General features: G+C 70.0%; 17 protein-coding genes. 1 reads left to right on the top strand and 16 read right to left on the bottom strand.

Annotated features, from left to right (window positions below):
- Positions 1 to 25: 25 nt before the first annotated feature.
- The 13 genes from QJ852_07000 to QJ852_06940 all read right to left on the bottom strand — a co-directional run bounded on the left by QJ852_07000 (position 26) and on the right by QJ852_06940 (position 14,046).
- Positions 26 to 907 (bottom strand): DUF1353 domain-containing protein, encoded by an 882-nt coding sequence (locus tag QJ852_07000; GenBank protein WGX98184.1) that lies wholly within the window; start codon positions 905 to 907, stop codon positions 26 to 28.
- Positions 904 to 1,650 (bottom strand): matrixin family metalloprotease, encoded by a 747-nt coding sequence (locus QJ852_06995; GenBank protein ID WGX98183.1) that lies wholly within the window; start codon positions 1,648 to 1,650, stop codon positions 904 to 906. The genes QJ852_07000 and QJ852_06995 overlap by 4 nt, the downstream gene beginning before the upstream one ends.
- Positions 1,650 to 3,650, bottom strand: coding sequence for a thioredoxin domain-containing protein (locus QJ852_06990; protein ID WGX98182.1), 2,001 nt, complete (start codon positions 3,648 to 3,650; stop codon positions 1,650 to 1,652). Before QJ852_06990 ends, QJ852_06995 begins: the two co-directional genes overlap by 1 nt.
- Positions 3,651 to 3,748: 98 nt before the next feature.
- Positions 3,749 to 4,288, bottom strand: coding sequence for a YaeQ family protein (locus QJ852_06985; GenBank protein ID WGX98181.1), 540 nt, complete (start codon positions 4,286 to 4,288; stop codon positions 3,749 to 3,751).
- Between the two features lie 169 nt (positions 4,289 to 4,457).
- On the bottom strand, positions 4,458 to 5,117 hold the full coding sequence (locus QJ852_06980; GenBank protein ID WGX98180.1) for an isochorismatase family cysteine hydrolase: 660 nt from the start codon (positions 5,115 to 5,117) through the stop codon (positions 4,458 to 4,460).
- A gap of 56 nt (positions 5,118 to 5,173) precedes the next feature.
- Complete coding sequence (locus QJ852_06975; protein ID WGX98179.1) at positions 5,174 to 5,992, bottom strand: CoA ester lyase; 819 nt, start codon at positions 5,990 to 5,992, stop codon at positions 5,174 to 5,176.
- On the bottom strand, positions 5,989 to 7,227 hold the full coding sequence (locus QJ852_06970) for a CoA transferase (protein WGX99541.1): 1,239 nt from the start codon (positions 7,225 to 7,227) through the stop codon (positions 5,989 to 5,991). The genes QJ852_06975 and QJ852_06970 overlap by 4 nt, the downstream gene beginning before the upstream one ends.
- Positions 7,227 to 7,763, bottom strand: coding sequence for a MaoC family dehydratase (locus tag QJ852_06965; protein WGX98178.1), 537 nt, complete (start codon positions 7,761 to 7,763; stop codon positions 7,227 to 7,229). The genes QJ852_06970 and QJ852_06965 overlap by 1 nt, the downstream gene beginning before the upstream one ends.
- A 48-nt stretch (positions 7,764 to 7,811) precedes the next feature.
- Positions 7,812 to 8,720 (bottom strand): ATP-binding cassette domain-containing protein, encoded by a 909-nt coding sequence (locus tag QJ852_06960; GenBank protein ID WGX98177.1) that lies wholly within the window; start codon positions 8,718 to 8,720, stop codon positions 7,812 to 7,814.
- Positions 8,717 to 10,621, bottom strand: coding sequence for a dipeptide/oligopeptide/nickel ABC transporter permease/ATP-binding protein (locus tag QJ852_06955; protein WGX98176.1), 1,905 nt, complete (start codon positions 10,619 to 10,621; stop codon positions 8,717 to 8,719). The genes QJ852_06960 and QJ852_06955 overlap by 4 nt, the downstream gene beginning before the upstream one ends.
- A complete protein-coding gene (locus QJ852_06950) occupies positions 10,618 to 11,655 on the bottom strand; it encodes an ABC transporter permease (GenBank protein WGX98175.1) in 1,038 nt (345 codons plus the stop codon). The genes QJ852_06955 and QJ852_06950 overlap by 4 nt, the downstream gene beginning before the upstream one ends.
- Positions 11,652 to 13,226 carry an ABC transporter substrate-binding protein gene (locus tag QJ852_06945; protein WGX98174.1) on the bottom strand — a complete coding sequence of 525 codons (1,575 nt, stop codon included), beginning with the start codon at positions 13,224 to 13,226 and terminating at the stop codon, positions 11,652 to 11,654. Before QJ852_06945 ends, QJ852_06950 begins: the two co-directional genes overlap by 4 nt.
- A 79-nt stretch (positions 13,227 to 13,305) precedes the next feature.
- Positions 13,306 to 14,046, bottom strand: a complete 741-nt coding sequence (locus tag QJ852_06940; GenBank protein WGX98173.1) for a FadR/GntR family transcriptional regulator — start codon at positions 14,044 to 14,046, stop codon at positions 13,306 to 13,308.
- 159 nt (positions 14,047 to 14,205) lie between these two features.
- On the opposite strand from QJ852_06940, the gene QJ852_06935 reads away from it, so the two are divergent.
- Entirely contained in the window at positions 14,206 to 15,159 is a 954-nt protein-coding gene (locus tag QJ852_06935) for an acyl-ACP desaturase (protein ID WGX98172.1), read from the top strand.
- A gap of 4 nt (positions 15,160 to 15,163) precedes the next feature.
- Here the strand turns inward: QJ852_06935 and QJ852_06930 are convergent, their stop codons facing one another.
- From QJ852_06930 to QJ852_06920, 3 genes are read right to left on the bottom strand one after another with little or no spacing between them, the layout of a single operon-like run.
- Positions 15,164 to 16,555, bottom strand: a complete 1,392-nt coding sequence (locus QJ852_06930) for an amidase family protein (protein ID WGX98171.1) — start codon at positions 16,553 to 16,555, stop codon at positions 15,164 to 15,166.
- Positions 16,552 to 17,217, bottom strand: a complete 666-nt coding sequence (locus QJ852_06925; GenBank protein WGX98170.1) for a DUF1028 domain-containing protein — start codon at positions 17,215 to 17,217, stop codon at positions 16,552 to 16,554. Before QJ852_06925 ends, QJ852_06930 begins: the two co-directional genes overlap by 4 nt.
- Entirely contained in the window at positions 17,214 to 17,717 is a 504-nt protein-coding gene (locus tag QJ852_06920) for a nuclear transport factor 2 family protein (GenBank protein ID WGX98169.1), read from the bottom strand. Before QJ852_06920 ends, QJ852_06925 begins: the two co-directional genes overlap by 4 nt.
- Between the last annotated feature and the right edge of the window lie 13 nt (positions 17,718 to 17,730).

Genomic DNA, 17,730 nt, shown 5'->3' with positions numbered 1-17,730 from the left:
ACCCGAACCTACTCGTCGGTCACCTTCAGCGGAACGGGCTGACGAACAAAACGACCAGCACCAGATCGGCGGTGATCACGACGCCGGCGATCACGACGGCCGCGACCGGGGTACGCCGCGCGACCCACTCCGCCGCCTGGTAGGCGAGGGTGATCAGCGCGAGCGCGACGGTGACGTGGAGCAGCACGGCCAGGGCGACGCCGGTGACCACCCCCGCGATGGCGAAGCGCCCCCAGGTCAGGCCCAGCAGGAGGGGCACGACGACCGCGCCGGCCAGGCCGCCGGCGAGCTCCCTCGCGAAGGACCGCTCCCCCATCCACGGCACGCCGTCGATGACGTCGAACAGGTCGAGCGTGGCGAGCACCCCGAGCACCGCGACGACCAGGACCGTCGCCAGCGCGGCCAGTCGGTAGCGCAGGTGCCGCGCCGGGGACCAGGAGGCGGAGCCGTGCCAGATCGTCGACAGGGTCACCGCCGACCAGACCAGCCAGCTGCGCACCGGCCCCGTGTCGGTGTCGCGCATGGCCGCCCGGAACACCCGGTCCGCGGCCACCCGGTCGAGGACGTGCCCCTCCACCGACAGGTAGGTGGGCAGCTCGTCGGGTGCGTGGACCAGTCCGTCGTGCAGCAGCGCCGGCGGGAGATGACGGCCGGTGCGCGGCACCAGCCAGGTGAAGATCGTCGGGACCGAGGTCAGGTCCGTCTCGAAGGAGCCGAGGTCGGCGGGCACCAGCAGGTCGCCGTACTCGCGGTCGCGGTAGGCGATCCGGTGCAGCATCCGGAACCGCTCGGTACGACGATGGAGGTCGCCGGACTCCACGCGCTCCAGGACGATCCGCGGTGGGTCGGCCGATCCCTCGTCGTGGAAGCGCTCCGGCTCGGGCCGCACCGGCGTCCAGGGGCTCATCGGCAGCGGCCCTTCCCCAGCTGCGCGAGGCCGTTGAGATCGCCCTGCCCGAACCCGGCCTGACCCACGTTGTCTGCGTACATCAGCTCGGCCGGGGAGTCGACGTGGTCCAGGCCGACCAGGTGCCCGAGCTCGTGGAGCAGGATCGCCCGGGCCTGCTCGCCGCCGTCGCGCTCCTCCGCGATCCGGTCGAAGGCGTCGGCGTCCAGGGTGACACCGCCGGTCACGAACCAGAGCCACGCGTCGTCGTACGACCGGGCGGTCGCGCCGCCCACGCCGGCGACGGCCCCCTTGAGCTCCTCGACCTCGTCGTCGGTGGCCCAGGCGACGAGGACCGGGGCCGGCCGTGCGGTGAGCAGGCCGCGGCCGCCGTGCTCGGGTCGCCGGTCGGTGCGGCCCTCGTAGGCGAAGCGCAGGCCGGTGATCGCCGCGACCTCGGCGATCCCGTCCTGGACGAAGGCGACCGTCTCCTCGGCGTCGTCGGGTGCCTGGTCGGGGTTGATCTCGTAGCGGATCTCGCGGCAGGGATCCCAGGTGACCGGCTCGTCCGCCTGGCGCGGCTGGTGCTCGAGGAAGGCGTGCACGCCGCCCGGCGCGACGTCGGCGGGCTGCCCGAGCGGGTCCTTGCCGAGGCCGATGATCCGCCGCAGCGCGGCCATCTCACTGCCGGGCCCGATCGCGACCACCCCGACGAAGAGCACAGCGCTCAGCACCAGCACGAGTGCCGACCGCCAGCGCTCCATCAGCCGATGCCGTCGGGCTCGGTGACCGGCCGCTCGCAGACGAAGCCCCGGCACACGTACGCCGCCGGGAGCCCGTCGACCGGCGTCCGCCCGGCCAGCAGCGGGATGGCGTCGGTCGCGGGGTCAGCGGGATCGGCGGGGTCGGCGGCGATCACCACCGCGCCGGGGAGCGCGAGGGCGCGGGCGACCAGCGCGTCGCGCCGGGCGCCGGGCGGGCCGACGACGGCGACCTCCAGCGGCCCGTCGAGCATGGTCACCGCCGCCGCGAGCGACCAGCCGGCGAACCGGGGCGCCTTGTCGGCGAGCACGCTGACGGTCGCCAGAGCGGTCTCGGCCGCGTCGCGGTAGCGACCCTCCCCGGTGAGCGCGTGCGCCTCGACGAGGGCGTGGACCAGACTGCTGAGGCCGCTGGGCGAGGCGTTGTCGCCGGGGTCGCGCGGCCGGGTGACGAGCACCTCCGCGTCGGCGCTGGTGTCGTAGAAGCCGCCGTCCGGGGCGGCGAACCCGGCGAGCGCGGTGTCGAGGAGCCTGGTCGCCAGCCCCAGCCAGCGCGGGTCGGCGGTGGCCTGGGCGAGGGCCAGGAAGCCGGTGGCCACGCAGCCGTAGTCCTCGAGCACGCCCGCATGGGCGCCGGCCACACCGTCGCGCGAGACCCGGAGCAGCCGGCCGTCCCGCAGGTGCAGCCGGGCGAGCAGCTCCCCCGCCCGCGTCGCCGCCTCCAGGTAGTCCGGTCGGCCGAGGCGGCGCCCGGCATCGACGAGTCCGCTGATCGCGAGCCCGTTCCACGCCGCGACCACCTTGTCGTCACGGGCCGGACGCGGACGCTGCTCCCGGGCGGCGAGCAGCCGTCGGCGTACCTCGGTCAGGCGGGCGCGGTCCGCCGGGTCCTGTGGATAATGGCGCAGCTGCAGCGTCGACATCCCGTGCTCGAAGGTCCCGTCCTCGGTGACCCCGAAGAGCTCGGCGGCCCAGGCACCGTCGATCGGTCCCAGCACGGTCGCGAGCTGAGCGGGCGTCCAGGCGTAGAACAGCCCCTCCTCCGCGTGCCCGCCCGGCTCGGCCGGGCTGTCGGCGTCGAGCGCCGAGGCGAACCCGCCCTCCGCCGTCAGCAGCTCCCGGAGCAGGAAGTCGGCCGTCTCGGTGGCGATCCGGTCCCCCAGCTCGCTGCCGAGGCGGGCGTAGAGCCCGAGCAGCTGGGCGTTGTCGTAGAGCATCTTCTCGAAGTGCGGCACCACCCAGCCGCGGTCGACGGCGTACCGCGCGAACCCGCCGCCCACCTGGTCGTACATCCCGCTCCCGGCCACCGCCGCAACGGTCCGCGCCAGCATGTGCCGCGCCTGCTGCACCGACTCGCCCCGGTAGCGCCGCAGGAACTCCAGCACCATCGTCGGCGGGAACTTCGGCGCGCCCCCGAACCCGCCCGCCATCGGGTCGAACTCCTGCGCCAGCGTCGCCACCGCCGAGTCGATCCGCTCCCCCGTCAGCGCGTACGACGGCAGGCTCGCCTCCTGGCGCAGGTGCTCGGCCACGTTGGCCGCGGTCTTCCGTACGTCGTCGCCCCGGTCGGTCCACGCCCCGCTCAGCGCCCGCAGCACCTGCGTGAACGAGGGCGACCCGTGCCGCGGCTGGTCCGGCAGGTAGGTCCCCGCGAAGAACGGCGCCCCCTCGTGGTCCATCACCACCGTCATCGGCCACCCGCCCTGCCCCGTCATCGCGGTCGTGGCCTGCATGTAGACCGCGTCGACGTCCGGCCGCTCCTCCCGGTCGACCTTGATGCTGACGTAGTGCTCGTTGAGGTAGTCCGCCGTCGCCTGGTCCTCGAAGGACTCGTGGGCCATGACATGACACCAGTGGCAGGCGGCGTACCCGACGCTGAGGAGGATGGGCACGTTGCGCCGCTTCGCCTCCGCGAATGCCTCCGGTCCCCACTCCCACCAGTCGACGGGGTTGTCCTTGTGCTGGAGGAGGTACGGCGACGTCGCGGCACCGAGACGGTTCATGCGTCCATCATCCCCCGTGCCGTTCGCGTGGCTCTCCGAGCGCCGCCAGGTCGACCTGGAAGTCGCGCATCAGGACCGACAAACGAGACGTCGCCCCGCTAACCGATCGGGTGGTCGTGCACCGCCGATGAGAGGTGCACGCCGTTCAGCTCCAGGTAGAGCTGCCGCTCCGTCACGGTGAGCGTGATCGTGTTGCGGCGCTCCATCGCGTCCACCACGGAATCGATGAACCCAGGATCGAAGCTGTGCAGCACGATCTCGGCGGCGCGGTGGATCCTCGCCCCTGCCCACGGCGCGAGCACCTTGGCCGGGTCGCGGTGCGTGTAGATCGTCGTGCGCTCGGCAGCCTTGCTGCCCGTGTGAAGCCGCGCGGCATCCGGCGCGCCGACCTCGATCCAGGCGAGCAGCTTCCCGCTCAGGTCACGCACCAGCACCGCCGGGGCGTCGGTCGCCGAGATGCCCTCGCTGAATGTGATGCCCTCTTCGTGCTCGAGGCAGTAGGCGAGCACGCGCGTCACGAGGTACGCCTCGGTCTCTGACGGATGCCGCGCCGCGCGCAGCGTGAACTCCTCGTAGACGCCGCGATCCGTGTCGGCCAACTCGACCTCGAACGTGTGCATCGTCGCGCCGGCCGCCATGAGGCTCAGCCTAGTCCGGGGACTACCGTCGCGGAGCCGTCATCGACCTCGGAGGCCGGTTCCGCGTGCCGGTCCCGCGCTGGCATGTCCACGGATTGATCCGCGGGTCGCGGGCGACACCGCCTTCAGCCTTCGGGCGCGGTCGGGAAGCGGGGCCGGCCGGAACCCGTCAGACTGTGCGCCGCAGTACGGCAGTCGCCTCACGGCTCGTCAGCAGTACGCCCCAGAGACGCTGGAAGCTCTCCATCGCCGAGCGGTGCGTACGCGGGTCGAAGGCCGCCGTGGCATCTTCCAGGACGAACGTCCCGTAGCCGTGGTCACTGGCGTCAAGTGCAGTGATGTGAACGCAGGCGTCGCTCGCCACACCTCCGACAAGGAGCTGCTCGACCCTCATGTTTCGCAGGACGCTGTCGAGACCTGCCGAGGTGAAGGCGCTTCGAGTGACCTTGTTGAGGACGATCTCACCGGGCTGCGGGCTCAGCTCCGGGACGATCTCGTGCCACTTCGATGAGCAGACCAGTCCGCCATCGACGCTCGGCGACGGATCCCGTTCGTCCGCGAACCTGCTGCGCATGTGGGGAAGCAGTTCTCTCCTGCCGTCTCCTTGGGCACCCGTTGTGACATGCACGACGGGGTGCCGGGCGGCACGATAGGCCTCGAGCACCTGTGCGAGATTGGGGATCAACGACTCCCGAACCGTGCGATAGAAGTCGTCGGCCAGGGTCGGGAAGCTGTGTCGAAAATGAACACCGAGCGGCCCACTGGGATCGAGGAAATATCTCTGCATGTCGATGATGACGAGGGCCGACCCGGACGGCGAGAACTGCACGTCCGGAAATCTCACCGGATAGCCCGCATCATCCGAGACCTCAGGTCGAGGATCCACTATTCGCTGCCTTCCAAGCTCACCTGCAAGGTCGCGATATAACGAGCACGCCGCAGGATCGCTTCATCGACCATCTCGCCATCGACGGCTGACGCGCCGGCATCCGTTGCCTGCGCGAGCAAGCGCTGAGCCCACTCCACCTCAGCTGCCGTCGGAGAGTAGTGAGTGTTGATCGCGGGAACCTGAGTGGGATGAATGCTGAGCTTGCCACCGAAGCCGAGAGCTCGGCCGCTGCGGCACTCCTCAGCCAACAGGCTCTCGTCCTGGACCTTCGTCACGACTCCGTCGATGGGGGCTGCGATACCGGCAGCAGCGGACGCGAAGACGAGCGTGGAACGTGCCCATTGGAGACCGGGCCAGTTGTCGTGGCTCAGGCCGACATCCGCCGCGAGATCACCGTTCCCGAAGGCCGCGCGCTTCACACCACGAGTCGAGCAGATGTCGACGGCTTCGAACACACCTTGCGCCGACTCGATGATGGGGAGCAGGAAGCTGTCCGGCCGCAGGCACCGTGCGACGACAGCCGTCGATTGCGCTGTTGCCTTGGGCAACATGATGCCGGCGCCGATCGCCTCCGCGAAAGCCGCGATGTCGTGGGCGTACGCCTCGGTTCCCGGCGGGTTGATGCGCACCACGCCCCGCCCTCCAGCTGCTTTCCAGTCGGCGACCCGTTGCCGGGCGGTGTCCTTGTCCTCCTCCGCCACGCCGTCCTCCAGATCGAGGACGATCTCGTCGGCTCCGCTGGCGGATGCCTTCTCGAAGCGGTCGGAGCGGGCGCCCGGGACGAAGAGCATCGACCTGGCGGTGACCGCGCTCACCGATCTGCCTTGCCTGTCGAGGCGGTCGTCAGACTCCGGTCCGGGTCGCCGAAAGCCCCCGCTGCCACAGCCTCTGCGATGTCGCTCTCGCTCATCCCGAGATCGTGGAGCACATCCGAGCCGTGCTCCCCGCGCCGAGGTGCGCGCTGATACTCCTGCTCCGCAGATCCGGCACGCACAGCGGAGCGCACGTGACGAACGTCGCCGAGTCGGGGATGGCTGGTCGAGATGAGGAGGCCGCGAGCATGCGTGTGCGGATCGTCCAGCGCCTGTGGGACGTCGTGGACCGGACCGCTCGGGACGCCCGCCTCACGGAGGATCCGAACCCAGTGGTCGGTGGTCTGGGCCCGCAACGCCTCGTCCAGGATCTCCTGCAAAGCCTCCCGGTGCTCGAACCGCTTCTCGAACGATTCGAAGCGTGGATCATTCACCAGCCCCGGTCTGCCGATCGCGATGGCGAGGCGCTGCCAGAACTTCTCCTTCGCACATCCCGCAACGATCCAACCGTCGCGGGTGGGGAAGAGTTGGAAAGGCACCAGGGAGGGATGCGCCGACCGTGCCATCCGCTGGGGGTCGTACCCCGCTGACAGATGCCAGGTCGCAAGGTAGGAGAGCATGCTCATCGAGGTGTCGTACAGGCTCACGTCACAATCCATGCCCCGACCGTCCCTCCTGGCCGCATGCACGGCCGCCAGGAGCGAGAGCGCCGCCACCAGACCGCCCGACAAGTCGACCAGGGAGAGACCCGATTTCGTCGGCGGACCGTCCGGTTCACCCGTGAGCGACATCCATCCGGCAAGTCCCTGGAGGACGTAGTCGTAGCCAGGCTCGGCGTGACGTGGCCCGGCCATGCCGAAGCCGCTCAGCGAGCAGCACACGATGGCGGGGTTGATGTGCGCAAGCTGGTCGTAGGTGATGCCCAGCTTCTTCGGAACGTCGCCACGCAGGTTGAAGTACACGGCATCGGCGTCGGCCACCAACCGTTCGAAGATCGCGCGCCCGGCCCCGGACTTGATGTCCAAGCTGACGCTGCGCTTTCCTCGGTTCAGGGACTCGAAGAAGAGGGAGTCCTCGCCTTCGGCGAAGGGTGGTACATAGCGGCCGACGTCTCCGCCGTCGTTCGGATTCTCGATCTTGATGACGTCGGCTCCGAGATCTGCCAGCTGCAGCGACCCGAACGGCCCCGCTCCATACTGCTCGACCGCGAGGATACGAACATCTGCCAAGGGCATCATCACGCGGTGGCCCCAGCGGCAGGCTCCGGGGCGAACGGCTCGAGCGGCTCCGGGAACGAGCTGACCGTTGCGGCGGCGCGCTTCTTCACCATGAACGTGCGAACGTAGGACAGCACCTCCGCGCCGGTCTGCTTCAGCCCACGGGTACGGACCGTGACGATCCCGGCATGCGGTCGGCTGTTCGACTCGCGCAGGTCCAGCACGATCGACTCCGACCAGATCGTGTCGCCGGCGAACACCGGGTTCTTCAGCTTGATGCCGTCCCAACCCAGGTTGGCGATCGCCTGATAGGAGGTGTCGATCACGCTCTGACCAGCCACCACCGCCAGCGTCAGCGTGGAGTTGACCAGGGATCGACCGAAGTCGGAGGCTTCCCCCACCACCTGGTTGAAGTGCATCTCCGCGGTGTTCTGGGTCAACAGGGTGAACCAGGTGTTGTCGGTCTGTGTGATGGTGCGGCCGAGGGGGTGGCGATAGTGGTCCCCGACCTCGAAGTCCTCGAAGAATCGTCCCTGCCAGCCAGCCTTTGTCTGCACGGTCCACTGTCCTTTCCTATGAGCATGTCTCGGTGGTGCTCGTGGTCACTAGTCGGTGGTCGCGGCGGATGACGCGACACCGTTGGCAGCCGCGGGTTCGAGCATCGAACTCGTTCGCGCGGCTGGAGAAGTTGCGCGGCGCGCCCGTTGGAGCCGCGCATTGGGGATGGGTACCGAGCTGAGGAGCTTCTGGGTGTACGGGTCACGGGGTCGCTCGTACACCTCCCGCGCCGGGCCCTGTTCGACGAACCTTCCCCGGTGGATGACTGCGATCCGGTGCGACACGTTCCGCACCACGGGCAGGTCGTGAGCGATGAAGAGATACGCCATGTTGAAGTCGCGCTGCAGGTCACGCAACAGGTTGAGTACCTGCGCCTGGACCGAGACGTCGAGAGCGCTCACCGCTTCATCACAGATGACGAGCCGGGGCTGGGTCATCAGCGCGCGCGCGATCGCGATGCGCTGGCGCTGCCCCCCGCTGAATGCCGCCGGATACCGCTGCGCAGCATCGGCCGGCAGGCCGACACGCTCGAGCATCTCCGCGATGCGCTCCCGGCTCGTGGCCGTCCCCGCCCTGTCGCCGCCCGCGCGCAGCATCTCCGCCAGCGACTGCCCGATGGTTCTCGTGGGGTTCAGTGAGCTGTAGGGATCCTGGAAGACGACTTGGAGGTCGCGGGTGAGGAGGCCCCGCTTCCTGGCGGGCACCGAGGTCAGATCTCGCCCCAGGAAGTTGACCCGTCCTGCGGACACCGGCGTCAGGCCGAGGACCGCGCGCGCGATCGTGGACTTGCCGGAGCCCGACTCCCCCACCAGCCCGAGGGTCTCACCGGGCCGGAGATCGAAGCTCACTCCGCGCACCGCCGGGGTCGCCTGACGACCACGGCCGTACTTGACCTCGAGGTCGCGGACGGAGAGAACGGGGTCGACGGTGGGCAGGATGGGCGTGTCGGTGGTCATGCCGGGGCCTCCTCGAAGATGTCCGTGCGAATGCACCGAGCCTCGCGATGGTCAGGCAACTGCAAGAGCGGAACGGCGCGGTCGGTGCACGCCGAGGTGCTGAAGTCGCACCGGTCGCTGAAGTGGCAACCGGCCGGCCACTCCTCGGGACGGGGCACGACACCACGGATGAAGGGGAGGCGTTCGGCGTCCGGGTCGTGGTGCGGGTCCGAGGCGATCAATCCGCGCGTGTAGGGATGGCACGGCGACTCGAAGATGTCGTCGACGTCGGCCCTCTCGACGACCTCGCCGGCGTACATCACGACGACCCGGTCGGCGATGTCCGCCACCACCCCCCAGTCATGGGTCACCAGCAGGAGCGCCATCTTGCGTTGCTTCTGGAGGCGACGCAGAAGCGCGAGGATCTCCGCCTGGAGCGTGACGTCGAGAGCCGTCGTCGGCTCGTCGGCGATGAGCACGTCCGGGTCGCCCGCGAGTGCTCGAGCGATGGACACGCGCTGCGCCATGCCGCCCGACAGCTCGTGCGGGTACCGGCGAGCGACGTCAGCGGGGTCGGGCAACCCGACCTCACCCAGCAGGTCGATCGCCCGACGCCAGGCTTCGGCACGGGAGATCCCTTGGTGTCGCCGCACTCCCTCGGCAATCTGCCAACCGACTCGGAGGACGGGCGTGAGGCTGACCATGGGCTCCTGCGAGACCCAGGCGATCGCCTTGCCGCGAAGCGCATGGCGCTGCTTGCGCGGCAATGTCGCCAGGTCGCGACCACGGTAGACGACTGCGCCGCGAGTCAGCTCTCCGCCCGACGGGAGCAACCCCACGATGGACCGCGCCGTCATAGTCTTGCCGCAACCGGACTCGCCGACAAGGGCGACCACCTCGCCCTCATCGAGGGAGAACGACACGTCGTGCAGGACTTGGACCGGTACGCCGTCGCGCGGCAGCGTGACGGCCAGTGACCGCACGGACAGCAGAGCCGAGCCTGCTTCCTCCTCGGTGCTCTGCGCCGGCGCGCCGAGGTCTCTGCGCTGCTTGGGCATCAGCTGCGGCGCGGGCGACCATGCCGCGGACGACGTATCCCTGATCACGTCGCCCAACAGGCCGAAGACGAGGATCGTGACCGTCACCGTCAGGCCCGGCGGGATCACGAGCCACGCGTTGGTCTGTAGGACCCGGATCCCATCCGCGATCATGCCGCCCCAACTGGGCTGCGGGTTGGGAACCACCAGCTCGAGGAAGGCCAACGCGGTCTGCACGATGAGTGCGACGCCGCACACGAGAGAAGCCTGGACGATGATCGGCCCCAGGATCCTCGGAAGGACGTGCCTGCTCAGGATGTAGGGGGCCGAGAGGCCGGCGGCCTTGGCCGCGTCGATGTACAGCTCTTCGCGTACGACCAGCGTTGCCGAGCGGACCACGCGGATGAGGGTCGGCGAGAGCAGGAGGCCCAGGGTGATCATGGCGGCGACCATGTTGTGCGGGAAGATCGTCAGGACGACGAAGATGATGATGATCGTGGGCATGGCGAACGCGAGGTCGGCGATCCAGCCGACCACACGATCCACGAGGCCTCTGGCGTAGCCGGCCAGGAGGCCCAACGGAACGCCGATCGCCAACGCGCAGGAGACGGCGATGACCAGGCCCACCAAGGTGACGCGGGTGCCCACCAGCAACCTGTCCAGCACATCCCGTCCGAGGGTGTCGGTTCCGAGCAGATGACCGGAGCCGGGCGGCGCGTTGGTGATCCGAAGGTCACCGGCCTGCTGCGTGGCCACATCGGGGAGCAGGATCGGCGCGAGGACCGCGACGACCGTCAGCACGAGGATGTAGATCAGGCACAGCGCCCCCGCCGGCCGTCGCAATGCCGTGATGAGCGTGGATCGACGTGTCAGGTTACGGCTCATGCTGCCCTCACCCGTGGGTTGAGCCAGGCGTAGACGATGTCCACCAGAAGATTCACCGCTACCACCATGAACGCGTAGTAGAGGACGATCCCTTGGATCACGGGCACGTCGCCGCGGCTGGTCGCGTTGGAGGCCAACGTCCCCAGTCCGGGCAAGGAGAAGACGTTCTCCACGACCACCGTCCCACCGAGGAGGGTCAGCGCCTGTAGACCGAGGATCGTGGTGATGCGCAGCGAGGCCACCTTGAGCACGTGCCGGAACAGGATCGAGCCGATACTCACGCCGTTGGCAAGCGCAACACTGACGAACGGCTGGGCCAACGCGTCGAGGAACGCGTCTCTCGATTGCTTGGCGATCGCAGCGATGCCACCGAAGGCGAGGGCCGCTACGGGCAGAGCCAGGGATCTCGCCCACTCGCCCGAGTCGACGCCCAGTGGCACGTAGCCCGTCGCGGGAAACCACCCGAGTTGCACCGCGAAGAGGACGATCAGCTGCGCACCCAACCAGAAGGATGGAACGGCGAACCCGATCAGGGCGAAGATGTCGATCGCTCGACCGAAGGCGCCCCGGCGCACCGCACTCGCCATCCCCAGAGCCACACCGACGACCAGGCTGACGATCAGCGCCCCGAACATCAAGGAGAGCGTCACGGGGAGCCGTTGAGCGATGGCGTGCGACACGGATTCCCCGTTGTAGAGCGACGTCCCGACATCGCCGTGCAGAACTCCGGTCAGCCAACCCCAGTACTGCTCGTGGAGTGGGAGATTGAGCCCCAGCTGCTCGCGCAACTGGTCGTACGCCGCAGGTGTCGCCTCGGGCCCCAGGATCGCCTGGGCGACGTCGCCCGGAGCGAGCGCGATGAGCACGAAGGTCAGTGCGGTGACCGCCAGCAGGAGCGGGACCGCGCCCAACAGCCGCGTGGCGATGATGCCGATCGGGCTTCCCACGATCCGCCGTCCGGACCGTCCGGGGCGCCGATCGGCGGCATCGGGGACCTGCGCCGCACCGCGTTTCGTGTCGGTTGCGGTGCTCACTTCGGCGACCACTCGGTGGCCCAGCTGTACTCCGGCCGCCCCTCGGTCAACTCCACGCCGGCGACTCGGTCGGAGACGTAGTAGAAGACCCTCAGCGCATTGAAGACCGGCACGAAGACGGCTTCGGTGACCGTGCGCTGACTCAGCTCACTCCACGCCTGGGCATCGTTGGTGCGGGAGGCGCGCTCGAAGATGGCGGTCATCGTGGCGTCGGTGGCTCCGAACGGGTTGAGCCCGCCCGTGGGCGCGAGCGCCATCCTGTACCCAGCGCCCATCGGACCGGTGGGCACCGAGTAGAAGACGATCGGATACCGCTTGCTCGACCGCTTCTCCGCATACTCGGCGGCTGTGGGCGCGGTCGTGATCTTGGCATCGACGCCCACCTTCGACCAGTACGACGCGATGGCTTGGGCGAGCGGGGTGCCGCTCACCCCGTATCCGCCGTACGTCAGGACGTCGACGGCGAAGCCATCTCCGTATCCCGCCTCGGCGAGGAGACTCTTCGCGCGCTCGACGTCATAGTCGTAGTGGTCGCGCAGCAGGGATTCGACGTCGGTGGCGAACAACTGCGACGTGGGCTCACCGTTCTCGCCGACGAGTCCCTCGGTGATGGCTTCCCTGTCGATCGCATAGTTCAAGGCCTGACGGACCCGGACATCTCCCACGGGTCCGTCGCCGGCGCGATCGGCGAAGATGAGGCCGCCGGTTCCGCTCGGCCGGCCCACCACCTCGAGCCCGCTCTTCTCCGCCGCGGCCACCGTCGTGAGGTCTCCCCAGGCGACGTCGATCTGACCGGTGCTCTGTGCCTGGAGCCGGGCGTTCGCATCCGGGATGATGTCGACGACGACCCGGTCCCACTTCACGGCATCCGGTTTGTCGTAGTGCGGATTCGGCACCAGGACGTACTTCTTGTCGCTGATCGACTGGTCAGGATCGAGCATGTAGGGGCCTGCCCCGACGGTCTCGGTCCCCAGAACATCGGGAGTGGCGACGGCCTTCGGCGAGGAGACGGCTCCCCAGTTGGCACTCTCGGACAGCAGATAGGGGATGAGGGGGTTGGACTCGGCCAGCGTGAGCCGCACCGTGAGGGCATCGACGGCTTCGACGGCATCGACGGTCCCCATCAATGCGGTGAACGCTCCAGCACCCTTCGAGAAGTACTCCAACCACGTGCTCACCGCCTCGGCGTCGACCGGCGACCCGTCCGAGAACGTCGCGCCCTCACGCAGGGTGAGCTCGAACACCTGGTAGGCCTCGTCCACATACCGCCACGACGAGGCCAGGCCCGGCTGGATCGACCCGTCGGTGGCCTGGTGGAGCAGGAACTCGTTGGTCAGCGGCCGGATGTTGCCGAAGGTCACGCTGTCCTTCGACGGGTCGAGACTGACCGGCCCACTCGGAAGACCGATCGTCAGGACCTTGTCGCTGTCGCCGGCGTCATCGGCCGAGCCGCAGGCCACGGCCGTGCCGCTCAGCACGAGGCTCAGGACGACAGCGCTGAGATGGCGGAACCGGCGCTGTGTACGGCGCGCGTTCCCGCGCCTTCGGCGGTGATCGATCCCTACGTTCATCGGGCCTCCTCGGTGTCGGCGCCTACGGGTGGCGCCAGCCGAGGGTGAATCTAACCTCGGAGGTTAGATGTGTCAACGGTCACTTCGGATCGTGCGGCACACGCTTGTCGATCGTGCTGTACAGCCGCCGGAGGCTGCGGAGGTGCGCCCGGGTGGCCTCGCGTGCCGCCAGGGGGTCGCGCGCCTCGATGGCCTGGGCGATCTCGCGGTGTTCGTCATTGACCCGCTGGTGCGTCTCGGGGGACATGGAGCCTCGATTCATGCGGCGGTGGAGGACTTCGAAGACCGGCTCCGCGATGACCTCGATGACCGGATTGTGGGTCGCGCGCAGCAACACACCGTGAAAGGCCCGGTTGTGTTCGTAGGTGCCGTCGGGGGCCACCCTGCCGGTGTCGTCGACGCACCGCTGCAGTTCGGCGAGCTCCTCGTCGGTTCGTCTCATCGCGGCGATCTCGGCCGCAGGAACCTCCAGCATCTCGCGTGTTTCGATGAGCTTCTCCAACGGAATCGCCTCCGACTCAGCGAGAAGCCCCAAGCCGACACCGAGTTGAGCTCCCAGCTGATCGGTCGACGGATGCGCCACGAACGTCCCCCCGGACGTGCCGCGCTTGGAGGTCACGAACCCTTGGCTCGCCAACACCCGAAGGGCCTCCCTAGCCGTGTTCCGACTGACCTGGTAGGCATCGGAGAGCTCGGGCTCAGCAGGCAACCGGTCGTTCGGCTTCAACACCCCCGCCACGATCTGTTGGCGCAGGAACTCCGCAAGACGTCCGTAGGCCGTACCGTCGCCCGAGCCGACCTGTCCGGGGGAACCTGCCATTCGTCTCTCCTTCGCCACATTGCCTACTCCTCGCCGCGGGTGCCGCGCCGACTTTGCTCCGAGGATAAAGCACCTCGTCCTGGCGACCGCGGAGCCGAGCGGAATGCCCGGCCTTCCGGCGAGGCGTACGCTCACCGACATCCGAGCGAGGGAGGGCCCGTGAGTACTGCGAAGCACCTGCTGGAGGAACTGGAGCCGGTGGTGGCGGAGAACCTCGACCGCCACCTCGGCCTGGCCCAGGAGTGGCACCCGCACGACTACATCCCCTGGAGCGAGGGACGCGACTTCGCGTTCCTGGGCGGGGAGGACTGGGCTCCGGAACAGTCCCGGCTCTCGGAGACCGCCAAGGCGGCGATGTTCACCAACCTGCTGACCGAGGACAACCTGCCGTCGTACCACCGCGAGATCGCCACCCGGTTCGGCCGCGACGGCGCGTGGGGCACCTGGGTGGGGCGGTGGACGGCCGAGGAGAACCGGCACGGCATCGCGATGCGCGACTACCTGGTGGTGACCCGGGGCGTGGATCCGGTCGAGCTGGAGCGCGCGCGGATGGACTACATGACGTCCGGCTACGACTCGGGCGACAAGACGCCGCTGGAGGCGGTGACGTACGTGTCCTTCCAGGAGCTCGCCACCCGCGTCTCGCACCGCAACACCGGCAAGGTCACCAACGACCCGATCGCCGACCGGATGCTCGCCCGGATCGCCAAGGACGAGAACCTGCACATGGTGTTCTACCGCAACATCGTGGCTGCGGCGCTGGAGATCGCGCCCGACGAGACCATGCGCGCGATCGCCGACGAGGTCATCGGGTTCGAGATGCCGGGGGCCACGATGGCGGGCTTCCGGCGCAACTCGATGATCATCGCCAAGGCCGGCATCTACGACCTGCGGCTGCACCACGACGACGTCATCATGCCGATCCTGCGGCACTGGGACGTCTTCGAGCGCACCGGCCTCGGCGCCGTCGGCGAGCAGGCCCGCGACGACCTCGCCGCCTTCCTCGAGGGCCTGGACACCCAGGCCGCCCGCTTCGTCGAACGGCGGGCCGAGCACCGCGCCCGTGCCGCCGCCCACGCCGACAGCGACACGACGCTCGACATCGCCACCTGAGCGTTCAACCCGCCACCCGACGTGGGAGCCGGGGTCCCAGTGCCCGCTCGGCGTACGCCGCCAGCGCCAGCACCACGGCGTCGCCATGCGTGGGACCCGCGATCTGTACGCCGACCGGGAGCCCGTCGGCGGTGGTGCCCGCCGGCAGCGAGATGGCCGGGAAGCCCGTGAGGTTCCAGACCTGGGTGAGCCGCGCCCAGTCGGTGAGCCCGACAGCCACGCCCGCGACCGTGCCAGGGTGCTCCAGCCCGGCGTCGAAGGCGACGGTGCTGGTCGTCGGGGTGATGACCAGGTCGTAGTCGCGCAGCACCGCGTCCGCCCGGGCCGCGACGGTACGCCGCACCAGCTCGGCATCGGGCCCCGCGCTGCGGGGCAGGGCGCGGGTCGAGTCGATGAACGCGCGCAGCTGCGGGCTGAGCTGCTCTTGCGCGGACGGCGGCAGCGCATCGACCTGCCGGGTGATCGACTGGGCGTAGAGCCGGTCCCAGGTGTCCTCGACGCCGTCGAGGACCAGGTCGAAGCGGGTCACCGGTACGCCGGCCGCGACCAGGGCCGCGACCCACGCGTCGACGACCGCTCGGACCTCCGGATCGACCGGTCCCCCGTTCAGCGCGGGCGAGTAGCCGACCCGCAGATGCTCCACGGGCCGCCCGCAGGCACGCGCCATCGGCCCCACCTCGGCTCCGGTGTGCCCGGTCAGCACGTCGAGCAGCCGGGCCACGTCGCGGACGCTGCGGGCCATCGGTCCGAGGTGGCCCAGGGTGCCCAGGTCGCTCGGCGGGTACGTCGGCACCCGGCCGCTGGTCGGCTTGAGCCCGACCACCCCGGTGAACGCCGCGGGGAGCCGGATCGAGCCGCCGCCGTCGGTGGCGACCGCAAGCGGCCCCATCCCCGCGGCGAGCGCGGCGCCCGCGCCGCCCGAGGAGCCGCCCGCGGTCCGGTCCGGGCGCCACGGGTTGAGGGTGCGGCCCGTGACCGGGCTGGCGGTGATGAAGGACCAGCCGAACTCCGGGGTCGTCGTCTTCCCCACGCAGACCGCGCCCGCCTGCCGCAGGAGGGTCGCGGCGGGTGCGTCGGCCTGGGCCACGGTGTCCGCGAACGGTACGGCGCCGCGGATCGTCGGCAGCCCGCGCACGTCGATCAGGTCCTTCACCGAGCACGGGACGCCGTGCAGGGCGCCAAGCTCGGCGCCGGAGGTCACCTGCGCCTCGGCGGCCCGGGCGGCGGCCCGCGCGCCGTCGGCGTCGACGGTCGCGAAGCAGGACAGGCCCGGGTCGATCTTCTCGATGCGCGCGAGCACCGCGTCGACCAGCTCGACCGGCGAGAGCCGGCGGGCCCGGATCTCGGCGGCGGCGGCCTCGGCGGTGAGCTCGTGCAGCTCGGGAGACCCGCTCATCGCACGGCCCCCGGCGGATCCGCGGGGACGAACACGCCCGTCTCGTCGTACGCCGTCCAGTGGGTCCGCCAGCGCGTCAGCAACCGGCCCAGCGCACCCACCGGGTCGGCGTCGTGGTCGATCCGGAGGTCGACCGCGGGCCAGGGCCGGTCGTCGACCACCAGCAGCGCGGCCGACTCGCGTCCCCGGCTGTCGCCACCCGCGGCGTCGCCGGCCGCGAGCGCGGCCAGCAGCCGGTCGGCCAGGTCACCCGGGCAGGCGTGGAAGGCCGCGAGCATCGCCGGCAGGGGCTCGCCGTCGGCGAGCAGATTGCCGCCGACGGCGACGTCCGGCTCGACGAGGTGGCCGTTCCAGCCAGCCACCTCGTCGCCGGTGTGGGCGGCGGTGCCGTCCGGCCCGGCGAGGAGCACCTGGCGGCGCGCGGCGCCGGGATCGTCCGCGAGGGCCGCCCGGAGCGCGGCGTCCGCGTCTCCCCCGGCGGCACCCGTGAGTCCGGCGAGCACGGCACCGGCCAGCGCCGGATTCACGATCGCCTGGGTCGCGCAGGCACCCACCCCCGCGGTGACGAACGCGGAGCGCGCCCCGACGCTCGGCCGGGCGGTCGCGATCGCGACCCCGAAGCTGCCGGAGCCCGGATCCCTCGCGACGACGGAGAAGGTCATGCCGGCGCCCCGGCGGGATCCCGGTCCGGCCGCAGCCCCTCGTCCTCGGTCGAGAAGTGCGCGTGCACGACCCGCCAGCCGTCGTCCCCGCGGCGCAGCACGAGCGTGCTGCGGTACGCCGCCGGGTTGTGCTCCAGGTCGCCGCCCACCCAGCGCTTGAACCGGGTCACCCGGTCCGAGGCGATGAAGGCGAGGCCGTCGGCGATGCCCACCCGCAGCCTCCCCGGCAGGTACGGCGCCACCAGGGCGAACTGCGGACGGTAGAAGTTCCAGATGTTCTCCCAGTCCGCCAGCCCCTCGTAGGTGTGGCCGTTGGTGTTGAAGAAGAGGTTCTCGGCCGCGTCGTCCCACACGGTCGAGAGCAGCCCGAAGTCGAGGTGGTCGTTGGCGACCATGTAGGTGTGGTACGCCACGAGGAGCGCCCGCAGGTCGTCGGCCGATCCTCCCTCCACGTGCAGGTCGAGGTCGGCGTAGCGCTCGGGCAGGTCCAGGGACTCCATGTCGTTCTCCTTC

This window comes from Nocardioides sp. L-11A (assembly GCA_029961745.1).
In the GTDB taxonomy this organism is placed as follows: domain Bacteria; phylum Actinomycetota; class Actinomycetes; order Propionibacteriales; family Nocardioidaceae; genus Nocardioides.
The sequence above is the reverse complement of the archived record's forward strand: the minus strand, read 5'-3'. Positions and strand labels throughout refer to the sequence as shown.

Coding starts and splice junctions, on each gene's coding strand:
- QJ852_06990 (WGX98182.1), bottom strand. CDS start 3,650: ATGAACCGTCTCGGTGCCGCGACGTCGCCGTACCTCCTCCAGCACAAG.
- QJ852_06960 (WGX98177.1), bottom strand. CDS start 8,720: ATGACCACCGACACGCCCATCCTGCCCACCGTCGACCCCGTTCTCTCC.
- QJ852_06925 (WGX98170.1), bottom strand. CDS start 17,217: ATGACCTTCTCCGTCGTCGCGAGGGATCCGGGCTCCGGCAGCTTCGGG.
- QJ852_06970 (WGX99541.1), bottom strand. CDS start 7,227: ATGATGCCCTTGGCAGATGTTCGTATCCTCGCGGTCGAGCAGTATGGA.
- QJ852_06930 (WGX98171.1), bottom strand. CDS start 16,555: ATGAGCGGGTCTCCCGAGCTGCACGAGCTCACCGCCGAGGCCGCCGCC.
- QJ852_06995 (WGX98183.1), bottom strand. CDS start 1,650: ATGGAGCGCTGGCGGTCGGCACTCGTGCTGGTGCTGAGCGCTGTGCTC.
- QJ852_06945 (WGX98174.1), bottom strand. CDS start 13,226: ATGAACGTAGGGATCGATCACCGCCGAAGGCGCGGGAACGCGCGCCGT.
- QJ852_06940 (WGX98173.1), bottom strand. CDS start 14,046: ATGGCAGGTTCCCCCGGACAGGTCGGCTCGGGCGACGGTACGGCCTAC.
- QJ852_06985 (WGX98181.1), bottom strand. CDS start 4,288: ATGGCGGCCGGCGCGACGATGCACACGTTCGAGGTCGAGTTGGCCGAC.
- QJ852_06920 (WGX98169.1), bottom strand. CDS start 17,717: ATGGAGTCCCTGGACCTGCCCGAGCGCTACGCCGACCTCGACCTGCAC.
- QJ852_07000 (WGX98184.1), bottom strand. CDS start 907: ATGAGCCCCTGGACGCCGGTGCGGCCCGAGCCGGAGCGCTTCCACGAC.
- QJ852_06955 (WGX98176.1), bottom strand. CDS start 10,621: ATGAGCCGTAACCTGACACGTCGATCCACGCTCATCACGGCATTGCGA.